Source organism: Pseudogulbenkiania sp. MAI-1 (genome assembly GCF_000527175.1).
Classification (GTDB): domain Bacteria; phylum Pseudomonadota; class Gammaproteobacteria; order Burkholderiales; family Chromobacteriaceae; genus Pseudogulbenkiania.
The window spans coordinates 1,741,245-1,765,408 of record NZ_AZUR01000001.1 but is presented as its reverse complement, the minus strand read 5'-3'; the positions used below and the strand labels follow the sequence as shown (position 1 = coordinate 1,765,408).

Annotated in this window: 23 protein-coding genes; 15 read left to right on the top strand and 8 right to left on the bottom strand. The window is 63.5% G+C overall.

Annotated features, from left to right (window positions below; genetic code table 11):
• The first annotated feature begins 5 nt into the window (after positions 1-5).
• The 6 genes from glnE to PSEMAI1_RS0108190 all read left to right on the top strand — a co-directional run bounded on the left by glnE (position 6) and on the right by PSEMAI1_RS0108190 (position 6,259).
• Entirely contained in the window at positions 6-2,678 is a 2,673-nt protein-coding gene (gene glnE / locus PSEMAI1_RS0108215; RefSeq protein WP_024302413.1) for a bifunctional [glutamate--ammonia ligase]-adenylyl-L-tyrosine phosphorylase/[glutamate--ammonia-ligase] adenylyltransferase, read from the top strand.
• Positions 2,679-2,780: 102 nt separating this feature from the next.
• Positions 2,781-3,707 carry a branched-chain amino acid transaminase gene (locus PSEMAI1_RS0108210; protein ID WP_024302412.1) on the top strand — a complete coding sequence of 309 codons (927 nt, stop codon included), beginning with the start codon at positions 2,781-2,783 and terminating at the stop codon, positions 3,705-3,707.
• A 46-nt stretch (positions 3,708-3,753) separates the two neighbouring features.
• Positions 3,754-3,957 (top strand): zinc-finger domain-containing protein, encoded by a 204-nt coding sequence (locus tag PSEMAI1_RS0108205; protein WP_024302411.1) that lies wholly within the window; start codon positions 3,754-3,756, stop codon positions 3,955-3,957.
• A gap of 60 nt (positions 3,958-4,017) precedes the next feature.
• Positions 4,018-5,058 carry a lipopolysaccharide heptosyltransferase II gene (gene waaF, locus PSEMAI1_RS0108200; protein WP_024302410.1) on the top strand — a complete coding sequence of 347 codons (1,041 nt, stop codon included), beginning with the start codon at positions 4,018-4,020 and terminating at the stop codon, positions 5,056-5,058.
• Positions 5,059-5,077: 19 nt separating this feature from the next.
• Positions 5,078-5,692 carry a TetR/AcrR family transcriptional regulator gene (locus tag PSEMAI1_RS0108195; RefSeq protein WP_024302409.1) on the top strand — a complete coding sequence of 205 codons (615 nt, stop codon included), beginning with the start codon at positions 5,078-5,080 and terminating at the stop codon, positions 5,690-5,692.
• Between the two features lie 99 nt (positions 5,693-5,791).
• Positions 5,792-6,259 (top strand): hypothetical protein, encoded by a 468-nt coding sequence (locus PSEMAI1_RS0108190; RefSeq protein ID WP_024302408.1) that lies wholly within the window; start codon positions 5,792-5,794, stop codon positions 6,257-6,259.
• 180 nt (positions 6,260-6,439) lie between these two features.
• Here PSEMAI1_RS0108190 and PSEMAI1_RS0108185 read toward each other — a convergent pair whose 3' ends face one another.
• Both PSEMAI1_RS0108185 and PSEMAI1_RS0108180 read right to left on the bottom strand, forming a co-directional pair.
• Entirely contained in the window at positions 6,440-7,072 is a 633-nt protein-coding gene (locus PSEMAI1_RS0108185; RefSeq protein ID WP_024302407.1) for a tetratricopeptide repeat protein, read from the bottom strand.
• Positions 7,073-7,117: 45 nt separating this feature from the next.
• Complete coding sequence (locus PSEMAI1_RS0108180) at positions 7,118-7,309, bottom strand: hypothetical protein (protein ID WP_024302406.1); 192 nt, start codon at positions 7,307-7,309, stop codon at positions 7,118-7,120.
• Between the two features lie 113 nt (positions 7,310-7,422).
• On the opposite strand from PSEMAI1_RS0108180, the gene trxB reads away from it, so the two are divergent.
• The 5 genes from trxB (at position 7,423) to PSEMAI1_RS0108155 (ending at position 11,852) form a co-directional block, all read left to right on the top strand.
• Positions 7,423-8,376 (top strand): thioredoxin-disulfide reductase, encoded by a 954-nt coding sequence (gene trxB, locus PSEMAI1_RS0108175; RefSeq protein WP_024302405.1) that lies wholly within the window; start codon positions 7,423-7,425, stop codon positions 8,374-8,376.
• A 60-nt stretch (positions 8,377-8,436) separates the two neighbouring features.
• Entirely contained in the window at positions 8,437-9,009 is a 573-nt protein-coding gene (locus tag PSEMAI1_RS0108170) for a Smr/MutS family protein (protein WP_232219863.1), read from the top strand.
• A 92-nt stretch (positions 9,010-9,101) separates the two neighbouring features.
• Positions 9,102-9,554, top strand: coding sequence for a peroxiredoxin (locus PSEMAI1_RS0108165; protein WP_024302403.1), 453 nt, complete (start codon positions 9,102-9,104; stop codon positions 9,552-9,554).
• Between the two features lie 55 nt (positions 9,555-9,609).
• Entirely contained in the window at positions 9,610-11,013 is a 1,404-nt protein-coding gene (locus tag PSEMAI1_RS0108160) for a PhoH family protein (protein ID WP_024302402.1), read from the top strand.
• Positions 11,010-11,852 (top strand): alpha/beta hydrolase, encoded by an 843-nt coding sequence (locus PSEMAI1_RS0108155; RefSeq protein WP_024302401.1) that lies wholly within the window; start codon positions 11,010-11,012, stop codon positions 11,850-11,852. Before PSEMAI1_RS0108160 ends, PSEMAI1_RS0108155 begins: the two co-directional genes overlap by 4 nt.
• Before the next feature lie 31 nt (positions 11,853-11,883).
• On the opposite strand, the gene PSEMAI1_RS0108150 is transcribed toward PSEMAI1_RS0108155, so the two are convergent.
• The 5 genes from PSEMAI1_RS0108150 to PSEMAI1_RS0108130 all read right to left on the bottom strand — a co-directional run bounded on the left by PSEMAI1_RS0108150 (position 11,884) and on the right by PSEMAI1_RS0108130 (position 17,020).
• Entirely contained in the window at positions 11,884-12,459 is a 576-nt protein-coding gene (locus PSEMAI1_RS0108150; protein ID WP_024302400.1) for a thermonuclease family protein, read from the bottom strand.
• Positions 12,460-12,684: 225 nt separating this feature from the next.
• Complete coding sequence (locus PSEMAI1_RS0108145) at positions 12,685-13,245, bottom strand: cob(I)yrinic acid a,c-diamide adenosyltransferase (RefSeq protein WP_024302399.1); 561 nt, start codon at positions 13,243-13,245, stop codon at positions 12,685-12,687.
• Positions 13,245-15,047: a hypothetical protein gene (locus tag PSEMAI1_RS0108140; RefSeq protein WP_024302398.1), complete on the bottom strand. Its 1,803-nt coding sequence runs from the start codon at positions 15,045-15,047 to the stop codon at positions 13,245-13,247. Before PSEMAI1_RS0108140 ends, PSEMAI1_RS0108145 begins: the two co-directional genes overlap by 1 nt.
• 1 nt (position 15,048) lies before the next feature.
• Positions 15,049-15,471 carry a DNA polymerase III subunit chi gene (locus tag PSEMAI1_RS0108135; protein ID WP_024302397.1) on the bottom strand — a complete coding sequence of 141 codons (423 nt, stop codon included), beginning with the start codon at positions 15,469-15,471 and terminating at the stop codon, positions 15,049-15,051.
• Complete coding sequence (locus PSEMAI1_RS0108130) at positions 15,458-17,020, bottom strand: leucyl aminopeptidase (protein ID WP_024302396.1); 1,563 nt, start codon at positions 17,018-17,020, stop codon at positions 15,458-15,460. Before PSEMAI1_RS0108130 ends, PSEMAI1_RS0108135 begins: the two co-directional genes overlap by 14 nt.
• A gap of 191 nt (positions 17,021-17,211) precedes the next feature.
• On the opposite strand from PSEMAI1_RS0108130, the gene lptF reads away from it, so the two are divergent.
• The 4 genes from lptF to PSEMAI1_RS0108110 are packed head-to-tail and all read left to right on the top strand — an operon-like array spanning position 17,212 to position 22,421.
• Complete coding sequence (gene lptF, locus PSEMAI1_RS0108125; protein WP_024302395.1) at positions 17,212-18,312, top strand: LPS export ABC transporter permease LptF; 1,101 nt, start codon at positions 17,212-17,214, stop codon at positions 18,310-18,312.
• A gap of 3 nt (positions 18,313-18,315) precedes the next feature.
• Positions 18,316-19,392: an LPS export ABC transporter permease LptG gene (gene lptG, locus PSEMAI1_RS0108120; RefSeq protein ID WP_024302394.1), complete on the top strand. Its 1,077-nt coding sequence runs from the start codon at positions 18,316-18,318 to the stop codon at positions 19,390-19,392.
• Between the two features lies 1 nt (position 19,393).
• Positions 19,394-21,964 carry a [protein-PII] uridylyltransferase gene (locus PSEMAI1_RS0108115; RefSeq protein WP_024302393.1) on the top strand — a complete coding sequence of 857 codons (2,571 nt, stop codon included), beginning with the start codon at positions 19,394-19,396 and terminating at the stop codon, positions 21,962-21,964.
• 13 nt (positions 21,965-21,977) lie between these two features.
• Complete coding sequence (locus PSEMAI1_RS0108110; RefSeq protein WP_024302392.1) at positions 21,978-22,421, top strand: MaoC family dehydratase; 444 nt, start codon at positions 21,978-21,980, stop codon at positions 22,419-22,421.
• 4 nt (positions 22,422-22,425) lie between these two features.
• Here the strand turns inward: PSEMAI1_RS0108110 and PSEMAI1_RS0108105 are convergent, their stop codons facing one another.
• Positions 22,426-24,030, bottom strand: a complete 1,605-nt coding sequence (locus PSEMAI1_RS0108105; protein WP_024302391.1) for a PAS domain-containing methyl-accepting chemotaxis protein — start codon at positions 24,028-24,030, stop codon at positions 22,426-22,428.
• Positions 24,031-24,164 lie beyond the last annotated feature (134 nt).

Sequence of the window (24,164 nt, the reverse complement as noted above, 5' to 3'; positions counted from 1 at the left end):
CCATTATGCCAGCAAACCCCGTCCCCACCATCGAGAGCAGCTGCAACTTTTCGCTTTACCTGCGCCGGCTGCTCGAAGCCCATCCGGAGCAGCGCGAGCGACTCGCCGCCCGGCTGCACAAGCCTTTTGACCAGCAGGAGATGGCGGAGTTTGCCGACTGGGACAACACACTGACACCGGAACTTTTCATGTCTCGGCTGAGACAGCTGCGCCAGGCCGTGATGGCGCGCCTGATCAGCCGCGATCTGGGCGGACTGGCCGAGCTCGACGAGGTGGTCAGCACCATCAGCCAGCTGGCCGAATTCGCCGTGCGCCGCTCGCTGGCAGTCGCCCACGCTTCCCTATCCCATTATGGCAAGCCGATTGGCGAGGAAAGCGGCCGCGTGCAGGAACTCATCGTCATCGGCATGGGCAAGCTGGGCGGCGGCGAACTCAACGTCTCCTCCGACATCGACCTGATCTTCATCTACCCGGAAAACGGCGAGACCGACGGCCCGCGTCGCATCAGCAACATCGAATACTTCAGCCAGTTGGGCAAGCAGATCATCCGCTTCATCCACGAGCAGACCCCCGACGGCCAAGTGTTCCGCGTCGACATGCGGCTGCGCCCCTACGGCGACTCCGGCCCGCTGGCGATGAGCTTCGCCGCATTGGAAAACTACCTGCTGTCGCAGGGGCGCGAGTGGGAACGCTACGCCTGGATCAAGGCCAAGGCACTCACCGGCGACGCCGACGGCCTGGCGGAACTGGTGCGTCCCTTCGTCTACCGCAAATACCTCGACTACAACGCCTATGGTGCGATGCGCGACTTGCACGTGCAGATTCGCCGCGAAGTGGCGCGGCGTGACATGGCCGACAACATCAAGCTGGGACCGGGCGGCATCCGCGAAGCCGAGTTCATCGCCCAGGTGTTCCAGCTGATCCGAGGCGGGCGGGAAAAGAGCCTGCAACTGAGAAGCACCCGCGAAACCCTGACCAGGCTGGCCGAGTTGCGCCTGCTGGAGCCGGCCGCGGTGCGCGAGATCATGGCGGGTTACGTCTTCCTGCGCAACCTGGAACATCGTCTGCAATACCTCGACGACCAGCAGACCCAGACCCTGCCCTCCTCCCCGGAGAACCGCGCCAAGATTGCCGGCAGCATGGGCTTTGCCGGCTGGCAAGCGTTCATGGACGCGCTCAACACACACCGCCGCCACATCACCCGCCACTTCGAACAAGTGTTCTTCCTGCCGACCGAAAGCGCCGTCGATCATCCGCTGACGCCGCTGTGGCGCGATGCCGGCGAAAACGGCGGCACGGCGGCGCAACTGGCCGCGCTGGGCTACCAGGACGGCAACGGCGTCGCCCAGCAGCTGAAAAACCTGGCCCAAAGCCAGCGCTACCTGCAAATGCCGCTGGCCAACCGCAAGAAATTCGACGCGCTGATCCCGCCGCTGATCGAAGTCGCCGCCACACTCCCCCATCCCGACATCACGCTCGCCCGCATCATTACCCTGCTCGAAACGATCAGCCGGCGTGCCTCCTACTTGGCCTTGCTGACCGAATACCCGCAGACCCTGCAGCGCCTGGCCTCGCTCTACGCCAGCAGCTCCTGGGTGTCGAACTACCTGACCCGCCACCCCATCCTGCTCGACGAACTGCTGGACGCCCGCGTGCTCTACGCCACGCCGGACTGGCCGCAACTGGCGGCGCAGCTGGAAGAGCAGCTCACCGCCAACGCCGGCGACACCGAAGCCAAGATGGACGCGTTGCGCCACTTCAAGCACACCCAGACCTTCCGTCTGGTGGCGCAGGACCTGGCCGGCATGTGGACCGTCGAGGCCCTGTCCGACGAACTCTCCCGGCTCGCCGATACCGTGCTTGAGGCCACGCTGCGCCACGCTTGGCGGGAAATGCCGACGCGGCACCGAGACATCCCGCGCTTCGCCATCATCGGTTACGGCAAACTGGGGGGCAAGGAACTGGGCTACGCCTCCGACCTCGACATCATCTTCCTGCACGACGACGAGCACCCCGACGCCGCCGACCTCTACTCGCGCCTGACGCGCAAGCTGTCCACCTGGCTGACCAGCGTTACTTCGGCCGGGCTTCTGTACGACATCGACCTGCGCCTGCGACCGAACGGCTCCAGCGGCCTCCTGGTCAGCTCGCTGGAAGCGTTCGAGAAATACCAGCACCACGAGGCCTGGGTCTGGGAACACCAAGCCATGACCCGGGCCCGCTTCGTCGCCGGCGACGCCGCCATCGGCGAACGCTTCGAAGCCATCCGCCACGACGTCCTCACCCTGCGCCGCGACCCGGAAACCTTGCGCCAGGAGGTGCTGGCCATGCGCCAGCGCATGCTGGAATCGCACCCGGCTCGGGAAGACGACGTCAAACACGCCCGCGGCGGCATCATCGACATCGAATTCCTGGTGCAATACCTGATCCTGGCCCACGCCCACGAGCTGCCGACGCTGACCCGCAATGCCGGCAACATCGCCCTGCTGGCCGTGGCAGCCGAGGCCGGCCTGATCGATACCGAACTCGCCGCCACGGCGCAGGAAGCCTACCGCCACTACCGCCGCCTGCAACACGCCGCCCGCCTCAACGACGGCAACAGGATCGAAGTGGACGAGCGTCTGCGGCACTTTTATGGCCAGGCCCAGGCCCTATGGCATGCCGTACTGGGCAAATAATCCGCGGGCCGGCCCGCCGGCTGTTTTTCGCCCGGGCCGGTTCACAAGCGGAGCGACGACGGTATAATCTGGCGCACAATACTTTTCAGACGGAGAAACACGATGTCCATGGCTGACCGCGACGGCTTCATCTGGTACGACGGCAAACTGGTCGACTGGCGTGACGCCACCACCCACGTCCTGACTCACACCCTGCACTACGGCATGGGCGTGTTCGAAGGCGTGCGTGCCTATGAAACCCCGAAAGGCCCGGCCATCTTCCGTCTGCAGGACCACACCGACCGCCTGTTCCGCTCGGCCCACATCCTCGACATCAAGCTGCCGTTCAGCAAGGAAGAGATCAACGCCGCCCACATCGAAGTGGTGCGCGCCAACCGCCTCAAATCCTGCTACTTCCGCCCGATGGCCTTCTACGGCTCGGGCAAGCTTGGCATCGCGCCGCCGGCCGGCGACGTGCACGTGATCGTGGCGGCCTGGCCGTGGGGCGCCTACCTCGGCGAAGAAGGCCTGGAGCGCGGCATCCGCGTCAAGACCTCGTCCTTCACCCGCCACCACGTCAACATCACGATGTGCAAGGCCAAGGCCAACGGCAACTACATGAACTCCATCCTGGCCAACACCGAAGCCACCCGCGACGGTTACGACGAGGCGCTGCTGCTCGACGTGGAAGGCTACGTGGCCGAGGGCTCCGGCGAAAACATCTTCCTGATCCGCAAGGGCAAGCTCTACACGCCGGACCTGACCTCGGCGCTGGAAGGCATCACCCGCGACAGCGTGGTGCAGATCGCCAACGACATGGGGCTGGAGCTGATCGAAAAACGCATCACCCGCGACGAAGTCTACAGCGCCGACGAAGCCTTCTTCACCGGCACCGCCGCCGAAGTGACCCCGATCCGCGAACTGGACAACCGCGCCATCGGCACCGGCCAGCGTGGCCCGATCACCGCCGAAATCCAGAAGCGCTACTTCGACTGCGTCAAGGGCCTGAACCCGGCGCGCGAAGAATGGTTGACCTACATCGAACAATGAAAGCCCCGGCCGACCCTTCTCCCGGCCGGCCCGCAAGGAAGCAAGCATGACTGAACTGAAAGAAAACACCCAACGCCTGATCGAAGTCACCGAGAAGGACCTGCCGCTGCACTGCCCGATGCCGGACATGGTGAAATGGAACGCCCACCCGCGCGTCTTCCTGCCCGTGCACAAAACCGGCGAAGCGCTGTGCCCGTATTGCGGCACCCGCTACAAGCTGGTAGGCCCGGTCAGCGGTCATCACCATTAATCCGCCGCGAGGACACTCCAGAAGGTGCGGCCCGCTGCCGCACCTTTTTGCTTTGTATCGATGATGAAAAAAATCCTGGTGATCGCCCCGTCCTGGGTAGGTGACGGCGTCATGGCCCAGCCGCTGTACCGGCGCCTGCACGAACGCCATCCCGATCTGGAACTGCACGTCTTCGCCCCCAGCTGGACGCTACCCTTGCTGGCCCGTATGCCCGAAGTGCACAAGGCCCACCTCAACCCCTTCGGCCACGGCCAATTGCGCCTGCGCGACCGCTGGCAAGTGGGCCGCATGCTCGCGCGGGAGCGTTTCGACCAGGCCATCGTCCTGCCCAACTCGATCAAGTCGGCGTTGGTGCCGATGTTCGCCGGCATTCCACGCCGCACCGGTTTCCTGGGCGAATCCCGCTACTGGCTGCTGAACGACGCACGCGAACTGGACGAAACGGCGTTGCCGATGATGGTCGAACGCTTCTGCGCCCTGGCCGAAGACAAGGACCAGTCGGTCGTACGCCCCATCCCGCACCCCCGTCTCGCCAGCGATGAAGCCGGCCGGCAAGCCGCGCTTGCCCGCCTGCAGCTCGACACGGCAAAGCCGATCGCGGCCTTCTGCCCCGGCGCCGAATACGGCCCCGCCAAGCGCTGGCCGAGCCGCCACTTCGCCGAACTGGCCCAGCGCTTCACCCAGGCCGGCTACCAGGTCTGGCTGTTCGGCTCGCCCAAGGACAAGGAAATCGGCGACGAGATCGCCGCCCTGTCCGGCCACGCCGCCACCAACCTCTGCGGCAAGACCGGCCTGGACGAAGCCATCGACCTCATCAGCCTGGCGAGCATCGCCATCTGCAACGATTCCGGCCTGATGCACGTCGCCGCGGCACTCGACATCCCGCTGGTCGCCCTGTACGGCTCCTCCAGCCCGGACTTCACGCCGCCGTTGACAGAGCGCTCGGCGATCGCCACGCTGAATCTGGAATGCAGCCCCTGTTTCGAGCGTCGCTGCCCCTACGGGCACACCAATTGCCTCGAAAAACTCGCCCCCGACGTTCCGTGGAAGGCCGTTGTCCAGTTCCTGCCGCCGTTGGTGGAGACGACCGGTGAAAAGTAACCTACCCCCCGAGCAAGACATGACCACTCTGGAAAAGAATACCCCGTTGGAAGAAAACAGCCGCCGGATGGGCCTGATACGGGCCGCCGCCAAACTGTTCCGGGATCAGGGTTACGAGCGAACCACGGTACGCGACCTGGGCAATGCGGTCGGCCTACAGTCGGGCAGCCTGTTCTACCACTTCCGTACCAAGGAAGAAATTCTGGTCGCCGTCATGGCGCTGGGCATCAGCAGCACCACCGAGCAACTGGAACAGGCCATCGCCAAGGCGGGATCGACGCGGGAGAAGCTCTCCGCCCTGTTCCACGTCCACCTCAACTCCCTGCTCGGCGACAACCAGGCGGCACTGGAGGTGATGCTATACGAATGGCGCAGCGTCTCCGATGCCGCCAAACCGGGACTCATCCTGCTGCGCGACCGCTACGAGGCACTGTGGCAAAGCGTACTCGACGAGGCCGCCGCCGCCGGGCTGGTCAAGCCGGACACGCGCCTGCTGCGCCGCACCCTGCTGGGTAGCCTGCACTGGTCGGTCCAGTGGTACCGCCGGGACGGCGAACTGTCCGTGGACAAGCTGGCCGATCGCATGCTGGATCTGGTACTGATCGAACCCCAACGCAAATCGCCCCACGACTGAGCATGTCGTTTTTCTGCGCCGGCCGTCATCATCACGGAGGCATGGCCGAAAACCTGAGCTAGAATGTGAGCATTCCGCGCCGAGGAGGCAGGCCATATCATGAATATCACAGGCAGCATACCAAGCATCGGCTACGCCGCCAGTGTGCCAGAAACGGCATACCGCACGGAGCGGAGCCCCCTGCCGGAGTCGAACCCGGACTCGTCCGACGAGGCCAGCTCGCTGGCGCTGAACATCGGCACCACGGTACCGCGCCGCAGCGAGAGTGTCGCTCAGGTCGAAAGCGAACTGAGCCGCCAGTTGGCGGTGAGTCAGACCACCGGGACGGAAGCCGGCGGAGCCGCGCCCGACGCCACGACAGCCGGCGGCAGCAAGCGTCCGACCATCGCCGCCACGTCGGAGACCGACCCTTCTCCGCATCCGTCCCCCCAGGCCACCCCGGCCGAGATGACGGCGGCCAACCCGCCGGGCACTTCGGCTCAACTGGCCGTGGCGCACTACCAGGCTCATCAATCATTGCTGGAAACCAGCAGCGACTCCACACGCCGTCTCTCGATCACGGCCTGACCGCCCTGCCCGACACACGCCACCCGCACCCGGCTCAGCCGTCAGACCGAAGCCATACGCCGCAAACGCCATCAGGCAGTACCGCAAGGTAAAACCCAGTGCGGCTTCCCCCGTCGCCTCGAAAGAAACAATGGCCGCCGGTGTTTCCACCGGCGGCCATTGTTCGCCCACCCAGCGCCTTCACTCGAACAGTCTGCGCGCCAGTTCTTTGGCCTTGAGCGACGCCGCAACATCTCCCTGCCGCGCTGCCAGCACATACCAGCGGATCGCTTCCCTCAAGTCGCGCGCCACCCCATCGCCATGCTCGTACAGGCTGGCCAGCAGGTACTGCGCCCCCACATCGCCCTGTTCAGCCGCCGCCTTGTACCATTTGGCAGCCAGCAGGTAATCCTGCGACACCCCGCGCCCCAGGTAATACTGGGTGCCCAGGCTGACCTGGGCATCGCGGTAACCTTGCCGCGCCGCCAGGTCGAACCAGCGGGTCGCCTCGGCCTGGGAGCGCTGCACGCCATCGCCGTTCTCATACAGCAGGCCCATCGCGTACTGCGCCCGCGACAGACCATGCCCGGCCGACTTGCGCAGCCACTCGAGCGATTTGTTGCGGTTGGACGAAACCCCTTGGCCGTGCCAATACATCATGGCCAGGTTGAACTCGGCCACCGGCTCTCCCGCTCGCGCCCCCTCCTCGAACAGTTTCAAGGCGGTCGCATAATCGCCATTCTGGTAGGAGGACCACCCAGGGATCGCCGGCTTCTCTTCCGCCAGCGCAACGAGGCTCAGACCGAACAAACACATCAGCATCAGATATCGCACGGCACCCTCCCCTCGCTGGAAGAAGTTTCACCCGCTCCTCGTCGATCAGGCTTTCACATCGACGTTCTGTCCCAGATGGGGAGGATTCACCGACGGTACCACCTGCTCCGCTGTCGCTACCGCCCCCTCGACCAGCGAGAGCACAGTCTCCGACGCCACCTCCCTGACCTTGTTCAAGGAGTAAATTTGCAAGGTCGTGGCAACGTCCGCCGAACCGGCTTGACTAATCGGGTCCATGCCCACATCTCCCACATTGCTTGGTACTATTTTGACTGTAACCTCCGGCAGCGGTTCTGTCAGTCATAACTTGTTAAAATACCGATCTACACCCCAAGAACAGGAACATCTCCATGAGCACCACTCGCCATAGCCCTCTTCTCATCCTTGGTTCTGGTCCGGCCGGCTACACTGCTGCCGTGTATGCGGCACGCGCCAACCTCAAGCCGGTGATGATTACCGGCCTGGCACAAGGTGGGCAGCTGATGACCACCACCGACGTCGACAACTGGCCGGCCGATGCCGACGGCGTGCAGGGTCCCGAGCTGATGGTGCGCTTCCAGCAACATGCCGAGCGCTTCGGCACCGAGATGATCTTTGACCATATCCACACCACTCATCTGCACGAGAAGCCGATCCGCCTGGTCGGCGACGCCGGCGAATACACCTGCGATGCGCTAATCATCGCCACCGGCGCCTCCGCCCAGTACCTGGGCCTGGCCTCGGAAGAAGCGTTCATGGGCAAAGGGGTGTCGGCTTGCGCCACCTGCGATGGGTTCTTCTACCGCAACCAGGACGTGGCCGTGATCGGCGGCGGCAACACCGCCGTGGAAGAGGCGCTGTATCTCGCCAACATCGCCAAACACGTCACGTTGGTGCACCGCCGCGACAGCTTCCGTGCCGAGAAAATCCTGGTCGACCACCTGATGCACAAGGTCGAGGAAGGCAAGATCACGCTGGCGCTGAACCAGACGCTGGACGAGGTGCTGGGCGACGACTCCGGCGTGACCGGCGCGCGCCTGAAGAGCACCGCCGACGGCACCACTCGCGACATCGCCGTGACCGGCGTGTTCATCGCCATCGGCCACAAGCCGAATACCGACATCTTCAAGGGCCAACTGGAGATGGATAGCACCGGCTACATCATCACCAAGGGCGGCCGCGAAGGTAACGCCACCGCCACCAGCGTTCCGGGCGTGTTCGCCGCCGGCGACGTACAGGACCATATCTACCGTCAGGCCGTCACCAGCGCGGCATCGGGCTGCCAGGCCGCCCTGGACGCCGAACGTTTCCTGGACGGCAAGTAAGCCTTGAAGCCCTTCAAGGATCAGCTGAAGGGTATTCGCAAACAGGCAAGGCGGAGCGCCTTGCCTGTTTTGCCTTCGGCCAAGCCCGCCAAGCCACCCGAAGCGGAACCGGACTTCCGCGCGCTGTTTGGCGACGTTCGCCCGCTCAAGGACGGCAATCGCGTCCCGCCGTACAGCCCCAAGCCCAGCCCGCGCCCGCGCAAGCCGGACCGGCAAACGCCGTTGCCGCCGGAGCTGGAAGCGGCACTGCTCGCCTCTGCCGTCGGCTGGTTCGAACCGGCCGAGCTCGACCGGCATTTTGCCCGTTCCGGCATGCCCGCCACCACCCTCAGGCGCCTGCGCGGCGGGCACTGGCCGGTGGTGGCCGAGCTGGATCTGCACGGCCTCGACCGCTACCAGGCCCAGGATAGGCTGACGCTGTTCCTGCACCGTGCCCGCTCGCGTGGACAGTGCGTACGCATCATCCACGGCAAGGGCTTCGGCTCACGGGGTGAGCCGGTGCTCAAGCGCATGGTGCGCAGCTGGCTCAAGCATCACCCCGAGGTGCTGGCCTTCTGCGAAGCGGACGAGCGCCAGGGCGGCAGCGGCGCCTTGATGGTGCTATTGCGCCGGCCATCGCTGCTCCAACCGTAATACCCGATACCTCTTTACCACTGTCATGGGTTTCCGCTAGTCTTGAAGAAAAGGGCGGGCCCACGTTATCACACCCTACCCAGGAGCTACGCATGCAAGGCGAACGCTGCCCCGATTTCACCCTCCCTGCCACCTCCGGCAAGACTTTCGTATCGAACGAAGCCAGAAAACCACTGGTCATCTACTTCTACCCCAAGGACAACACGCCCGGCTGCACCAACGAATCGATGGCGTTCCGCGATCTCTACGCCGAATTCACCGCCGCCGGAGCGGAAGTGGTCGGCATCTCGCGCGACAGCCTCAAGTCCCACGAAAACTTCAAGGCCAAGCTGGAGTTGCCGTTCGAGCTACTGGCGGACAAGGAAGAAACGGCCTGCAACGGCTTCGGTGTCATCAAAATGAAGAACATGTATGGCAAACAGGTAAGGGGGATAGAGCGCAGCACTTTCGTCATCGACGCGCAAGGTACGGTGGCGCGGGAATGGCGCGGCGTGAAGGTGCCGGGCCACGCCGAAGAAGTGCTGGCGTTCGTCAAGACGCTTTGAGCGCAGCCCTGCCCGGCATCCCCGGCCGGGCACTGCGCAGACAAGGGGACTCATCATGACAAGCCACAGGAAAAGCAGAATCGCCAAGCTGTTTGTGCTGGACACGAATGTACTGCTGCACGACCCGACCTGCCTCTTCCGCTTCGAAGAGCATGATATCTTCATCCCCATCATCACCCTGGAAGAGCTCGACAATCACAAGACCGGCATGTCCGAAGTGGCGCGCAACGCCCGCCAGGCCAGCCGCTTCCTGAACGAAATCGTCAGCAGCACCGATGGCCGTATCGACGCGGGCATCCCGCTCTCCGGCCCAAGCAAGGACGCGGCCTCCGGCAAGCTCATCCTGCAGACCCAGGCCATCAACAGCGTCCTGCCCACCTCGCTGCCGGTCGGCAAAGCCGACAACCAGATTCTCGGCATCGTCATGGCGCTCAAGGAACTGCATCCGGAGCGCCCCGTCATCCTGGTGTCCAAGGACATCAACATGCGCATCAAGGCCCGTGCACTGGCGCTGGATGCGGAAGACTACTTCAACGACAAGGTGTTGGAAGACACCGACCTGCTGTACACCGGTGCGCGCGAGATCGACGCCGTGTTCTGGGACCGCAACAGCGAAGACCTGCGCTCGTGGCAGGAACACGACCGCCGCTATTATCAGATCAAGGGCCCGGACGTGCCCGACATGCACGTCAACCAGCTGGTCTGGCAGAGCGGTGAGCAGCCGCTATTGGCCATGGTCACCAAGATCGAAGGCAAGACCGCCATCCTCGAAACGCTGAAGGACTTCAGCCATCAGAAGAACAACGTCTGGGGCATCGTGGCGCGCAACCGCGAGCAGAACTTCGCCCTCAACCTGCTGATGAATCCGGACATCGACTTCATCACCCTGCTGGGCCAGGCCGGCACCGGCAAGACCCTGCTGACGCTGGCGGCGGGGCTCGCCATGACGCTGGAACAGAAGCTCTACTCGGAAATCATCATGACCCGGGTCACTGTGCCGGTCGGCGAGGACATCGGCTTCCTGCCCGGCACCGAGGAAGAAAAGATGACTCCGTGGATGGGCGCGCTGGAGGACAACCTGGACGTGCTCAACAAGAGCGACGACGACGGCGGGGACTGGGGACGCGCCGCCACCCGCGACTTGATCCGCTCGCGCATCAAGGTGAAGAGCCTCAACTTCATGCGCGGCCGTACCTTCCTCAACAAGTACCTGATCATCGACGAGGCGCAGAACCTCACGCCCAAGCAGATGAAGACGCTGATCACCCGCGCCGGCCCCGGCACCAAGGTGGTCTGCCTCGGCAACATCTCGCAGATCGACACGCCCTACCTGACCGAGGGCAGCTCCGGCCTCACCTACGTCGTCGACCGCTTCAAGGGCTGGGATCACTCCGGCCATATCACGCTGCAGCGCGGCGAGCGTTCGCGGCTGGCCGATTTTGCCGCCGAAGTGCTATGAAGCACCCCCGTCTCGAGTTGATTCACGAGGCGGCCAGAGGGGTGGCGCTCGACGCGCCGCCCCTTTTGTTCGTCCATGGCGCCTTCACCGCCGCGTGGTGCTGGCAGCAACACTTCCTGCCCTGGTTTGCCGAACGGGGCTACGATTGCTGGGCGCTGAGCCTGGAAGGGCACGGGGAGAGCAGCGGGCACGACTATCTGTCCGGCATCAGCATCGATGACTACGTACGCAACCTGTCTGCCGTCATCCGCCAGATCGGCCACACCCCCATCGTCATTGGTCACTCGATGGGTGGCTTCGTGTTGCAGCAGTATCTCACGCTGCACACCCTGCCCGGCGCCGTGTTGCTGGCCTCCGTTCCCCCGCACGGTCTGGCCGGCTCCTCCTTGCGCCTGTTGGCCCAGGCACCGTCGCAGTTGCTCGCGCTGAACCTGTATCAAAACGGCATGCACCGGCCCGACTGGACCGAGTTGCGTGACATGCTGTTTTCAGCAACCGCCAGCGAAGAAGTCGTCGCCCTGATGGCCCGCCGGGCCCAGCAGGAGAGCCAGCGCGCCATCATGGACATGACGCTGGTCAACCCGCTGTTCATCCGTCCGCTGCCGCCGTTACCGGCCCTGGTATTGGGGGCGGCCGGCGACCATCTGATCTCCGCCGCCGACGTCGTGGCGACCGCCGACCGACTGGACTGCAGCGCCGAGATCTTGCCGCACATGGGGCACATGATGATGCTGGACAGCCACTGGGAAAAGGTCGCAGAGAGGATGCTGGAATGGCTGGAGCAGCACTGGCCGAACGTTAGCGGAGTGACGCGCGGAGCCCTGGGCATGATCCCATGATCAAGAGCCACTTGCGGCTCGACCGGGGGCATCAGTTCTCTCGCTTGCGTCGCCGGAACTCCCACGGCGGCTGGGGATTACCCCCTGCCCACAGGCCCAGTTGCTGCTCACGTGCCCGCTGCTCGGCGGCCTCATAGCTCGAGAAATCCCCGGCCGACTGGCTCTTGCTGGCATAAAAGCGGTAATGCCACGCGTAACCGTCCTTGAGCTGCGCCAGATTGACGTCGGTCGCCCCTTGCCAAACCCGTCCGACGACCCGCCCATAGCGGTCTTTCTCGATCACGTCCACTTTCACCGACTGACGATAAACACGTTCAGACAGGCTCTGCTTGGCACGTTGCCCGTACGGTTGGGCCTTTTCCGGTGCGTCGATGAAGGCGAAGCGGATCTTGTGCTGCTGCTGCGCCGCGTCCAGGACGGTAATCGTATCGCCATCGGCCACGCCGACCACGATGCCACTGATGTCTCCGCCTTCTCCGCCATTGGCATGGGTGAAGTAGGCACCAGCCGCCAACAGCAGCGTGCTGGCCGCGATCAGCTTTTTAGCCGTCGAGACACCCGAAAACAGGGTCTTGAGAGCGCCGACTTGCCGCTGATTCACTTTCATTGGGGTACACGCCCTTTGCAAAAAGCAAAACGGCCTTGCGGCCGTACAGGCTGCCGACAAAGTACTCTGTTCCGATTCCACCGGACCCGGCAAAGCCGGGCCGCTCCTGTTGCCTTATTGAGCCCGCAGCCTTCCTGTTTACATGACAAACCCCTTCCGCTTCGCAAAAGGGGTTTGTCAACGATCCAGCGGCCTTGCGGCCGCATCCACTGTTCAAGACAAGACTCACTGATCGGCTTCATGCCGACGCGGCTGCCACAGTACATCGGGCTGTCCCTCAACGCGGTTCAGATGACGCGCCAATACGAACAGAGCGTCGGACAGGCGGTTGAGATACTGCCGGGCTGTTTTCGAAACGTCCTCGTCCCGGCCCAACGCCACCACCGTCCGTTCCGCCCGCCGGCAGACCGAACGAGCCTGGTGCGCGAGCGCGGCAGGACGCGAACCACCGGGAAGAATGAACTCCTTGAGCATAGGCAGGGCGGTATTCATCTCCGCCACCTTTTCTTCCAATGCCTGCACTTGGGCGGGCTGCAGGGCCTGGTAGCCGGGCACGGCCAATTCCGAGCCGAGGTCGAACAGCACATGCTGCACTTCGTTCAGCCACACCTTCACGTCAGGGGGCAGCGCTTCGGCCAACAGCACGCCGATCACGCTGTTCAATTCGTCCACATCGCCCATGGCGGCGATACGAGCGGCATCCTTGCCGACCCGGCTGCCGTCACCTAGGCCGGTCGTTCCATCGTCGCCCGTGCGGGTGACGATACGCGACAGCCGGTGCCCCATCACGATTCTCCTTCGCGCTCGTCGCGGCCGATTTCGCTGATGGCCTGACGCAGACTCTCGCGCAGCGTCTCGTTGAACAGCATCTCGTAATCCTCTTTCAACTGATGCATGACACCGGACAGCATCTGTCTTGCCTGCATCTCCAGCGCGTCCTGCAACCACAGCGACAGTTCGACCTTCATCCGCGGCAGGATCTTCTGGGTCAGCGAATCGATCAGGGCCTGCTCGTCCACCACGGCACAGGACTGCGCCTTGCCCCCCTCCGGCCCGCTCGGCCCCCCTGTCACCGCCGCAGCCGGCATGGCACTCGCGAGCAATGGCTCCGGCAAGCCAATGCTGGGCACTGCCTCCGGCACGGCGGCAGCAATCTCGCCAGCCCTCTCGACATGCACAGGGGCAGCCTGTTCCATCGTAGTTGCTGGAGACAGAAACTCGGGACCGATGGCGATGCTCTCAGGCTGAGCCGGTTCACTGCCATCATCGGACTCGCCGGATAGTATCGGCTCACCGACGTCACCCACAGCATCAGCGTCGAGGACCAGGGGCGACACATCCGTCCCAGGCAGTTCCTCACCCACTACCGACTCGGAAGCTACCAAGACAGCCGGCTCAGGCTGAATCGCTTCGGACGCAGGCTCGAGCAAGGCTTCCAACTCGGACAAGGCGGCGGCGATGGCTTCCGGTGACTCGTCCGCATCACGACCATACCCCCAGGAAAGCTGGTCGTGAATGCCCCCCGCCTCTGGTTCGGGGCCGACTCCGCCCCCCAGGACGCCGGTAGGCAGACTCTCGATATCGATACGCTGCATCGCCGGGGCAGCCCGGACGGTCTCCTCGGCTTCAGGAGTTACCACACCGTCACTCTCGGCCTGCATATCGACCGAAACAGCGGCAGCCTCAGGTTCCCCGTAGGATCCACCCTGGAGGGTGCTGGTGAGCGGTTCGGCCAACTCGTCGACGAGCTCAGTATCCAGCTCAGAAATCGCGCCTGCCCATGGTTCGGGAACAACGATGTTGCTCTCGACCACCACAGCGTCGCCCTCAGCCAAAGATGGCAGCTCTCCGGCCGGCGAAGGAGGCTCAACCGGCTCCGGCAGCGCCATCACCACTTCCTCCGCCTCGACCGAAACACCGGGCTCCGCCCATTCCATGGTCAGCTCGGGAATGGCGAAACTGTCGTCTGGCACCTGAGCCGGTTCGGTGTCCTGCAATTCGACCGGCGCCGACGGCGCCGTCCCGACCAGCTCCTCCTCGGCCGCCACGGTGGGTTCTACCCATTCCATGGTCAGCTCGGGAATAGCGAAGCTGTCGTCTGGCGCCTGAGCCGGTTCAGACGGCCCGCTCGCTACAGCAGCCGCATCAGAGCCGGCAGGGGTCAATACAAACTCGAACGACTCGTCCCGCAGCTCCCCTCCTGATGACAGGGCGTGCGCCACCGGCGGAGGCGCATTCCGAGTCAACTCAGGCAGCACCTCGTCCAGCGCCAGTTCGTCCAGCGACGCCACCTCCAGGTCGAGCGACGGCAGGTTGGAGAAATCCACGGCCGGCTCGGCCGCCCTTGGCGCCGGCCCTATATCCAGCACGTCCTCCAGTGGCAGCTCGGCGGGGATATCCAGTTCGACGGCGCCGCCATCGTCCGGCAAGGCCGTGGCCATTTCATCGAGCTCGCTGGAAAAATCGAAGTCGGGGAGTTCGAATGGCAGCTCTTCGGACAGGACGGGCAAGGCGGCCTCTTCGACCACGTCGGTCAACACCGGGAGTTCCAGCCCGGCCGGCAGCGGTGCTTTTTGCGAAGGATTCATCTCAGAGGTGACTCATATCGTGATGTTCGATCTCATACGCCGCCGAACGGTAAAAGCGGAAACGCTCCCGTGCCGTGGCCAACGATGCCTCGTCGCACCCGACGATTTCCAGGATACGGCCAAAGTGCTCGGGGTGCTCCGGCAGCGACGGTCCCAGATTCAGCAGCACCGCGTGCTGCAACTCGGCAGGCAGCCGGGTAGTGAGCCATATCGGCGTCTCCGGTGCCTCGTCGGCATCGAGCCGGCAGTGCGGCACGAACTGGGTATCCGCGATGCTCCACAGGCGAGCGCTGAAGCCCGCCAGCTGGCCTTCGTCAGCCAACCAGACCAACAGGCGCTCGCCCTTGCGAAACACCGTTTGGGCCAACCGGCAGGCAAACGCCTGAGGGTCGGCTACCTTGGTGTAAAAATCAATCCGCGGCATCGTCTACCAGATCTTGGACCTCGCGCCGAGGCCTGCCGCGACGTACCACGTTGCCGACGGCGATATCGGCGCGATCCTGCAGGAACTGCACCAGCAACGGCACCGGGCGGCCGGTGGCTCCCTTGTCCTTGCCGCTCTTCCAGGCCGTGCCGGCAATATCCATGTGTGCCCAGTCGTAAGCCTTGGTGAAGCGCGACAGGAAGCAGGCCGCCGTGACACTGCCCCCCGGCCGGCCGCCGGTGTTGGTCATATCGGCGAACGGGCTCTTCAGCGCCTCCTGATATTCGTCCCACAACGGCAGGTGCCAGGCGCGATCGCCGACCTCTTCCCCCGCCGCCAAGAGTTCGCGCGCCAGGTAGTCCTGATTGCTGTAGAGGCCGCTCGCCACGTTGCCCAGCGCAATCACGCAGGCACCGGTCAGCGTGGCCACGTCGATGACCAGTGCCGGGTTGAAACGCTCGGCGAAGGTCAGCGCATCACACAGGATCAGCCGCCCCTCGGCATCGGTATTGAGGATTTCGACGGTCTGGCCGGACATGGTCGTGATGATATCACCCGGCTTGTTGGCACCGCCCGACGGCATGTTCTCGCAGGTCGGCACGATGGTGACCAGGTTCAGCGGCAGCTGCATTTCGACGGCGGCACGGAAGGCGCCCAACACCGTCGCCGCCCCGCACATATCGTACTTCATCTCGTCCATGCCTTCGCTCTGCTTGAGCGAGATGCCGCCGGAGTCGAAGGTGATGCCCTTGCCGACCAGCACGATCGGCTTCTCGTCGGGCTTGCCGCCCTGGTAGTTCAGTACGATGAGGCGGGCTTCCTGTTCGCTGCCCTTGGCCACCGACAGGAACGAGGTCAGGCCCAGCGCTTCGATGGCATCCGGAGCATAGATATCGGCATTGACCTTGAACTGACGGGCCATTTCCTCGGCTTGCCGGGCCAGGTAGTCCGGGGTGCACACGTTGCCGGGCAGATTACCCAGGTCCTTGGCAAGGCTCATGCCGTTGCCGATAGCCTGGCCGCGCTGCAAGCCTTTTTCGCCGTCGACCAGATCGCTGCGGCGCGGCACGGCCAGGGTCAGTTTGCGCGGTTCGCGCAGGCTGTCTTCCGACTTGGTCTTGAAACGGTCGAAACGATACAGGGTATCGAGCGTCACCACAGCGGCCTGTTCGATCAACCACTCGACATCGTGTTTCTTGACCGACAGCTCGGTCAGATAGCTGACGGCCTCGTTGGCAGAGGTCTGGGTCAATGCCCGGATCGAACTGCGAATCGCTTCCCGGTATTCCTTGGCACGAAAATCACGTTCCTTACCCAAGCCGACCAGCATCACCCGGTCGCACAAGGTATGCGGCACGGCATGCAGGATGAGGGTGGAGCCCAGTTTGCCTTCCATGTCACCGCGGCGGATCACGTCGCTGATAAAACCGTTGGAAATGCGATCGAGCAGGTCTGCGGCGAAAGTCAGCTTACGCGACTCGAACACGCCGACGATAACGCAGGCGACGCGCTGTTTTTCCGGGCTACCGCTTTTTATGTTAAATTCCATCGTGAACTCTCGTGGATGATGTGCGTCAACTATGCCTATTCCAGCCGTGTGTCAGCCGGTTACGCCCAAGGATAGAGGCATCGACCGCCAACAGATAGTCTCCCATTCCAGAATCTGCCAGACCGGCGCCTCTGAAAACTCATTCAAATTATCTCTACGCTTATCATAAAAAGTCAAAAAGGCCCTGCTAAATGGTTTTTCAAAAAAGCCTGACCCGTGAATTGACTTTTACCGCTGTCGGCGTGTTCGTGGTTCTGCTGGCCATCCTGGTCACCACGCAGACCATCAACCTGCTCGGCCGCGCGGCGGAAGGACGGGTTGCCAACGAGGCCGTTGCGGCCCTGATCGGGTTCTGGGCGCTCGGCCTGTTTCCCGTGCTGCTGATCCTCACCGTTTTCGTCAGTGTGCTGGTCGTCATGACCCGCTTGTGGCGTGATCACGAAATGGCGGTCTGGCTCGCCTCCGGGCTATCGCTCAGAACCTGGGTCAAGCCGGTATTGCGCTTCGCGCTCCCCTTGGCCTTTCTGGTCGGACTCTCGTCGCTGCTGATCGGCCCCTGGGCGGAACAGCGCAGCCGCGAATACGCCGAAATCCTCAAGCAGCATGAGGATATCTCGGCCGTTTCCCCCGGCATCTTCAAGGAATCCCACTCCTCCAGCCGGGTTTACTTCGTCGAGAACTTCTCCGGAGAAAATGGCTCGGCTTCCAACATCTTCATGCAGGATATGAGCAAAGGCAAGGTTTCCAGCATTTTTGCGAAATCCGGGCGGATCGTCACCAATGACGAGGGTGAGCGGGTATTGGTATTGGAAAATGGCCGGCGCTACGTCGGCAATCCGGGCGAGGCCGACTACGAAGTGGCCGAATTCGCGCGCTACAGCCTGGTTATCAACGACCAGCCCAAGCTGATCGGCCCGGCCACCACCCGCCAGGCCCTGTCGACCGCCTATCTGGTGCAAAGCGACAAAGCGCGCGACAAGGCCGAGCTGGCCTGGCGCCTGTCGATGCCGCTCAGCACCATCATTCTGGCGCTCTTGGCCATCCCCTTGTCTTATTTCAACCCCCGCAGCGGCCACACCTACAATCTGCTGCTGGCCTTGCTGGCCTATTTCATCTACCAGAATGCCCTGACGCTGGTCCGCAACTGGGTCATGCAGGAGCGGCTCGGCTCCTATGCCATGCTGCTCCCCCATCTCTTGATGCTGCTGGCAGCGCTTGGCCTGTTGGCGTACCGTAACCGCCCGGCCACGTCGCCGGGCCGCTTCCTGGGCCAGCTCATCCGGAAATCCTGATCCATGAAACTGATTTACCGCTACATCATCAACCAGTTGACGGTCGCCACGCTGTATACGCTGGTGGCGCTGCTGGGGCTGTATGCCTTCTTCGACATCATCAAGGAGGTGGCCGATCTGGGGCACGGCAGCTACGGACTGCCGCAGATGCTGCTCTATATCGTGCTCCTGATGCCTGGCCACGCCTACGAGCTGATGCCGCTGGCGGTGCTGATCGGGGGCATGATCGCCATGACCCAGCTCGCCACCAACAGCGAGTACACCATCATCCGCACCAGCGGGGTGACCCTGGCTCAGATCGCCGGCGTGCTGCTGCGCTTCGGCATCGGGTTCGCCATCCTGACCGGGCTGCTGGGCGAGTTCGGCGCCCCGTTCTCGGAGAAACAGGCCGAAAGGATGAAGCTGTCCGCCACCAAGTCGATGGTGGCGCAGGAGTTCCGTTCCGGCATCTGGGTGAAGGACGATCAGAACTTCATCAACGTGGGCGAGATGCTGCCGGATAATACCCTGCTGGGGGTTCGCATCTACACCTACGACAAGGACTACCGCCTGGTGCAGACCCGCCTGGCCGAGCGCGGCACCTACCAGCGGGAACAGCACTTGTGGCGACTGGAACGGGTCAAGGAAACCACGCTGAGCGATCAGGCCACGACCACCCGCCAGCTCGCCACCCTCGACTGGCATTCGGTCATCGAACCGTCGATCCTCGACGTGCTGCTGGTGGTCCCCGAGCAGATGTCCGCCCTGGACCTGACCACCTACATCGAGCACTTGCGCAGCAACGAGCAAAAGACCCAGCGCTACGAGATCGCCCTGTGGAGCAAGTTCTTCTATCCGCTGGCCTGTATCTCGATGGCCCTGGTGGCCCTCGCCTTCACACCGCGCCAGCGCCGCCATGCCCAGTTGGGGGTAAGACTGTTCGTCGGCATCTGTCTGGGCGTCGCCTTCCACTTCGTCAACCGGCTGTTTGCCCATCTCGGCCTGCTCTACGATTGGAATGCCATGCTGGCGGCAACGCTGCCCACCCTGCTGTTCCTGCTGGCGGGGATTACCTTCACCGTCCGACAAGAAAGACGCTGACATGACCGACCCAATGCTCGAACGCTGCAAGGCCTGGCGCCAGACACTCAACGAAGGCCGTCAAAGGCTTGCCGAAGCCTATTTGAAGAAGCGTGACCCGGAGCGCTTTCTCAAACAATACAGCCAGGTGGTGGACGGCATCCTGCAGGACATGTGGAGTACGCTGGGCCTCGACCAGCAGGCGGCACTGGTCGCGGTCGGCGGCTACGGGCGCGGACAGTTGTTCCCGCATTCCGACATAGACCTGCTGTTCCTGCTGCCGTCGCCCACCGAAACCGAGCTGAACGATACGATCACCCGCCTGATCGGCCTGATGTGGGACAGCGGGCTGGAAGTCGGCCACAGCGTACGCACCATCGCCGAGTGTCTGGAGGAGGCGGCCAACGACATCACCATCGAGACCACGCTGCTGGAAAACCGCTTCCTGGCCGGCGACGCCCGACTGCATCAGGACGTCTGTATCGCATTGGCCCAGCAGCGCGACCCTCTGGCCTTCTTCGAAGGCAAGATCCTTGAGCAGCAGCAGCGACATAACCGCTATTTCGGGGTGACCAACAACCTCGAGCCGAACGTCAAGGAAAGCCCGGGAGGCTTGCGCGACCTGCAAACCATCCTGTGGATCAGCAAGGCCATCGACCTGGGAGACAACTGGGACGCGTTGGTGCGGCGCGGCATCCTGACCCTGGCCGAGGCCCGCCTGATCAAGCACAGCGAAAGCCAGCTGCAGAAACTGCGCATCGACCTGCACCTCTTGTCGCGCCGCCGCGAAGACCGCCTGATCTTCGACCTGCAGCAGCGCATGGGCCTGGCTTGGGGCCTCAAGGACACCCCGGCCAAGCGCGCCAGCGAACAGGTCATGCAGCTCTATTACCGCGCCGCCAAGACCGTCGGCCAGCTCAACGGCATCCTGCTGCCCAACCTGCGGGCACGCATCTACTCGCAAGTACCCAGAGTCACGCAGAACCTCAATGCGCGTTTCTATAGCGTCAACGGCATGCTGGGCATCCGCCGCCCCGACGTGTTCGAGAAGGAGCCCTCCGCGATCCTGGAGGCCTTCCTGATGCTGCAACGCAACCCGGAGCTGACCGGTTTCGCACCGCGCATGCTGCGCGCGCTGTGGCACGCGCGCAGCCGCATCAACGAGAAATTCCGCCGCGACCCGGTCAACCGCGAGCTGTTCATGCAGATTCTGCGCGAGCCCGGTCTGACCCGAACGCTGCGACGCATGAATTTGTACGGCGTGCTGGGCAAATACCTGGCCAACTTCGGCCGCATCGTCGGCCAGATGCAGCACGACCTGTTCCACGTCTATACCGTGGACGAACACATCCTGATGGTCGTGCGCAACCTGCGCCGCTTCGCCATCAGCGCCTTCAATCACGAGTACCCCCTGCTCTCAAGGCTGATGAACGACTTCGCCCGCCCGGAGGTTCTGTACACGGCCGGGCTGTTCCACGACATCGCCAAGGGACGCGGCGGCGACCATTCGGTGCTGGGCAGGGACGATGCGCGGCAGTTCTGCGAAAGCCACGGCCTGTCAGCCGAAGACACCGAACTGGTGGTCTGGCTGGTCGGCGAGCACCTGACCATGTCCAGCGTCGCCCAGAAACAGGACATCTACGATCCGGACACCGTGCAGCGCTTTGCCGACATCGTGCAAACCCCGCGCCGTCTCGATGCCTTGTACCTGCTGACCGTGGCCGACATCCGCGGCACCAGCCCCAAGGTGTGGAACGCCTGGAAGGCCAAGCTGCTGGAAGATCTCTATCACGCCACACTGAAGGCGCTGATGAGCGGCGGAGCCGTGGACGTGGCCTCCGAGCTGAACGACCGCAAACAGGAGGCTCTCACCCAGCTGCGGCTGTTCGCCGTCCCGGACGACGCCGTCGAGCGCTTCTGGGCCGAATTGGACACGGTGTACTTCCTGCGTCACGAGGCGCGGGAAATCGCCTGGCACACGAGGGTGCTGAACCGCTTCACCCAGGCAACCGAGCCGATGGTCAAGACGCGCCTGTCCGATGATCGCGAAGGCATCCAGGTACTGGTCTACACACCCGACCAACCGGAGCTGTTCGCCCGCATCTGCGCCTTCTTCGGGCGCAGCAACTACAGCATCGCCGACGCCAAGATCCATACCACGCGGCACGGCTACGCCCTCGACACCTTCCACGTCTTCATCCCGGAGCACCACGACGGCGACTACCGGGATTTGATCAACTTCATCGAATTCGAACTGGCAGACTGCCTGAAGAAAGCCGAGCCGATCACCCTACCGCCCGAGGGCCGTATCAGCCGCCACCTCAAGCACTTCCCGATCAGCCCGCAGGTGATGATCCGTCCCGACGACCGCGACAACTTCTTCGTGTTGTCCATCGTGGCGGGCGACCGCCCCGGCCTCCTGGCCAAGATCGCCAAGGTCCTGACCGGCTACCGGCTCAATGTCCATTCGGCCAAGATCATGACGCTGGGCAGCCGGGTCGAGGACTCCTTCCTCGTCACCGGCACCGCGCTGAAAGACGACCGGAGCGTGCTGGCGCTGGAAGGGGAGCTGCTCGACGCCCTGCGCCTGTAATGAGGAACAAGACATGCTGTTTCTGGAAGATCTGACACCCGGCCGGCGCTTCGAGACCGCCAGCCATACCCTCACCGAGGAAGAGCTGTTGGCCTTCGCCCGCCAGTTCGACCCGCAGTTTTTCCACACCGACCACGAAGCGGCCAAGAACAGTGTCTTCGCCGGCCTCGCCGCCAGTGGCTGGCACACCAGCAGCATCAGCATGCGGCTGGTTGCCCAGTCGGAGCTGGGCAAGGTAGCCAACGGTCTGGTCGGCATGGACGTCAGCAGCATGCGCTGGCCGCGCCCGACCCGCGCCGGCGACACCCTGACCGTCTGCGTCGAGGTGCTGGAGAGCCGCCGCTCCAGCAGCCAGCCCGGCTTCGGCATCGTCACGGTGCGCTGGACCACCACCAATCAGCGCCAGGAAATCGCCATGCAGATGGAGAACCGCATCTGGGTCCAGGCGCGCGCCTGAGCCTTTAGCGGCCGTTCCACTTCCGGAAATCCGCCGTCAGCCTGGACAAGTCGCCAGCGGTTTCCGCCAACCGATCCGAACTCGCCTCGATAGCGCGCGTGGTATGCAGGTTCTGCTCGGCGATGGCATTCAGCTGCTCCAGCGAGGCCGCCACCTCGTGCACCGACTGCGAGTTCTCCCCCATCCCCATGGCCAAGTCATTGGCTTGGCGCCGCGCCTCTTCGGCCACCCGCATCAGGTCCTCCAAGTTTGCCGAAGACTGGCGGATATGGCAGCTGACCTCTTCCACCTCCTCGACCGTGGCATCCATGCTGGAGACGGCCTGAACGGTGATCTCGCCGATCTGCTGGACGACCTCGGTGATCGAACCGGTGGCGGCGCTGGTCCGTTCGGCCAGCTTGCGCACCTCGTCGGCCACGACAGAAAAACCACGCCCCGCCTCGCCTGCCCGCGCCGCCTCGATGGCGGCGTTGAGCGCCAGCAGATTGGTCTGCTCGGCAATCTCGTGGATCATGTCCGTCATCGTGCGGATACGCTGCATCGACTGATCCATCTCCGAAATCGCGGCACGTGAAGCGCCCACCACCGACACCGTGCGTTCCACCGCCTGTGTTGCCGCCAGCATGGTGGCCTTGCCCGCCTCGGCGACGCTCTTGGTCGATTCGGCACCACTCAGGTTCTGCTCCGCCAAGCACGCGGCGTCGTTGATCGCCGCGCTCATGGTCTCCATGTTACGGCTGATCTGCATCAGCCCTTCGCCCTGCTGCACCGAGCGCGCCGCCAGCGAGTGCATTTCGTCGCGCAACTGGTCGGCCTGACCCGAAGTCCGCGACCCCGCCCCGATCGCATCGGCCACCACCGCGCGATAATGGATACGCAGCGACTCCAGCCCGCTGACGACCTCGCCCAGGGGGCCGCCGTCCCTCACCTGCAGATTGCCGTCGAGACGTCCTTCCGCCAATTCGCTGAACCCCTGCCGCAACAGCCCCAGCACCTTGTTGACCCGCCACCAGGCCCAGGCGCCGCCACCGATGGCCAGAAGCGAGCCGCTCACGGCCAAGGCGATTCCACCCATGTCCTGCGCCGACCCCACGCTTGCCCCCAGGGACAACGACACACCAGCCACCGCCATGAGCGGCGCCCAGCGCAGCACGTTCACCCGCCGCTGCAGCGCCTTGAGCGTGGAGGGTATGACGGCCTGCTTATTGCGGATGGCTTGGTACAAGGCTTCCGCCGCCTGTATCTCTTCGCGCCGGGGAGTGGAGCGCACCGACATGTAGCCGGTGATCTTGCCATGCTCGGTGATCGGCGTGACATAGGCTTCCACCCAGTAGAAGTCCCCGTTCTTGCAACGGTTCTTGACCAAGCCACGCCAAGGTCGACCGGTTTTGATGGTGTCCCACAGGTCGGCGAACGCCTCAGCTGGCATGTCGGGGTGACGCACGACATTGTGGCTGCGACCGACCAGTTCCGCCTCACTGAAGCCGCTGATATCGACAAAGGCACGGTTGACGTAAGTGATGACACCCTTGGCATCGGTCTTGCTGACGATCGGGTTGGCAGGGTCGACCAGGTGCTCCCGATCAGTGATGGGCAGATTGATTTTCACGAAACGCTCTTAAAAATAACCATTTTTTTAAAATAGTTATTTATATTAAATAAATGCCGGCGACAAAGCAAAATAAACGTCATCCATTTTGCCTTGACCGACATCAAGAGCGTCCGACTTAACCGACGAAGAGC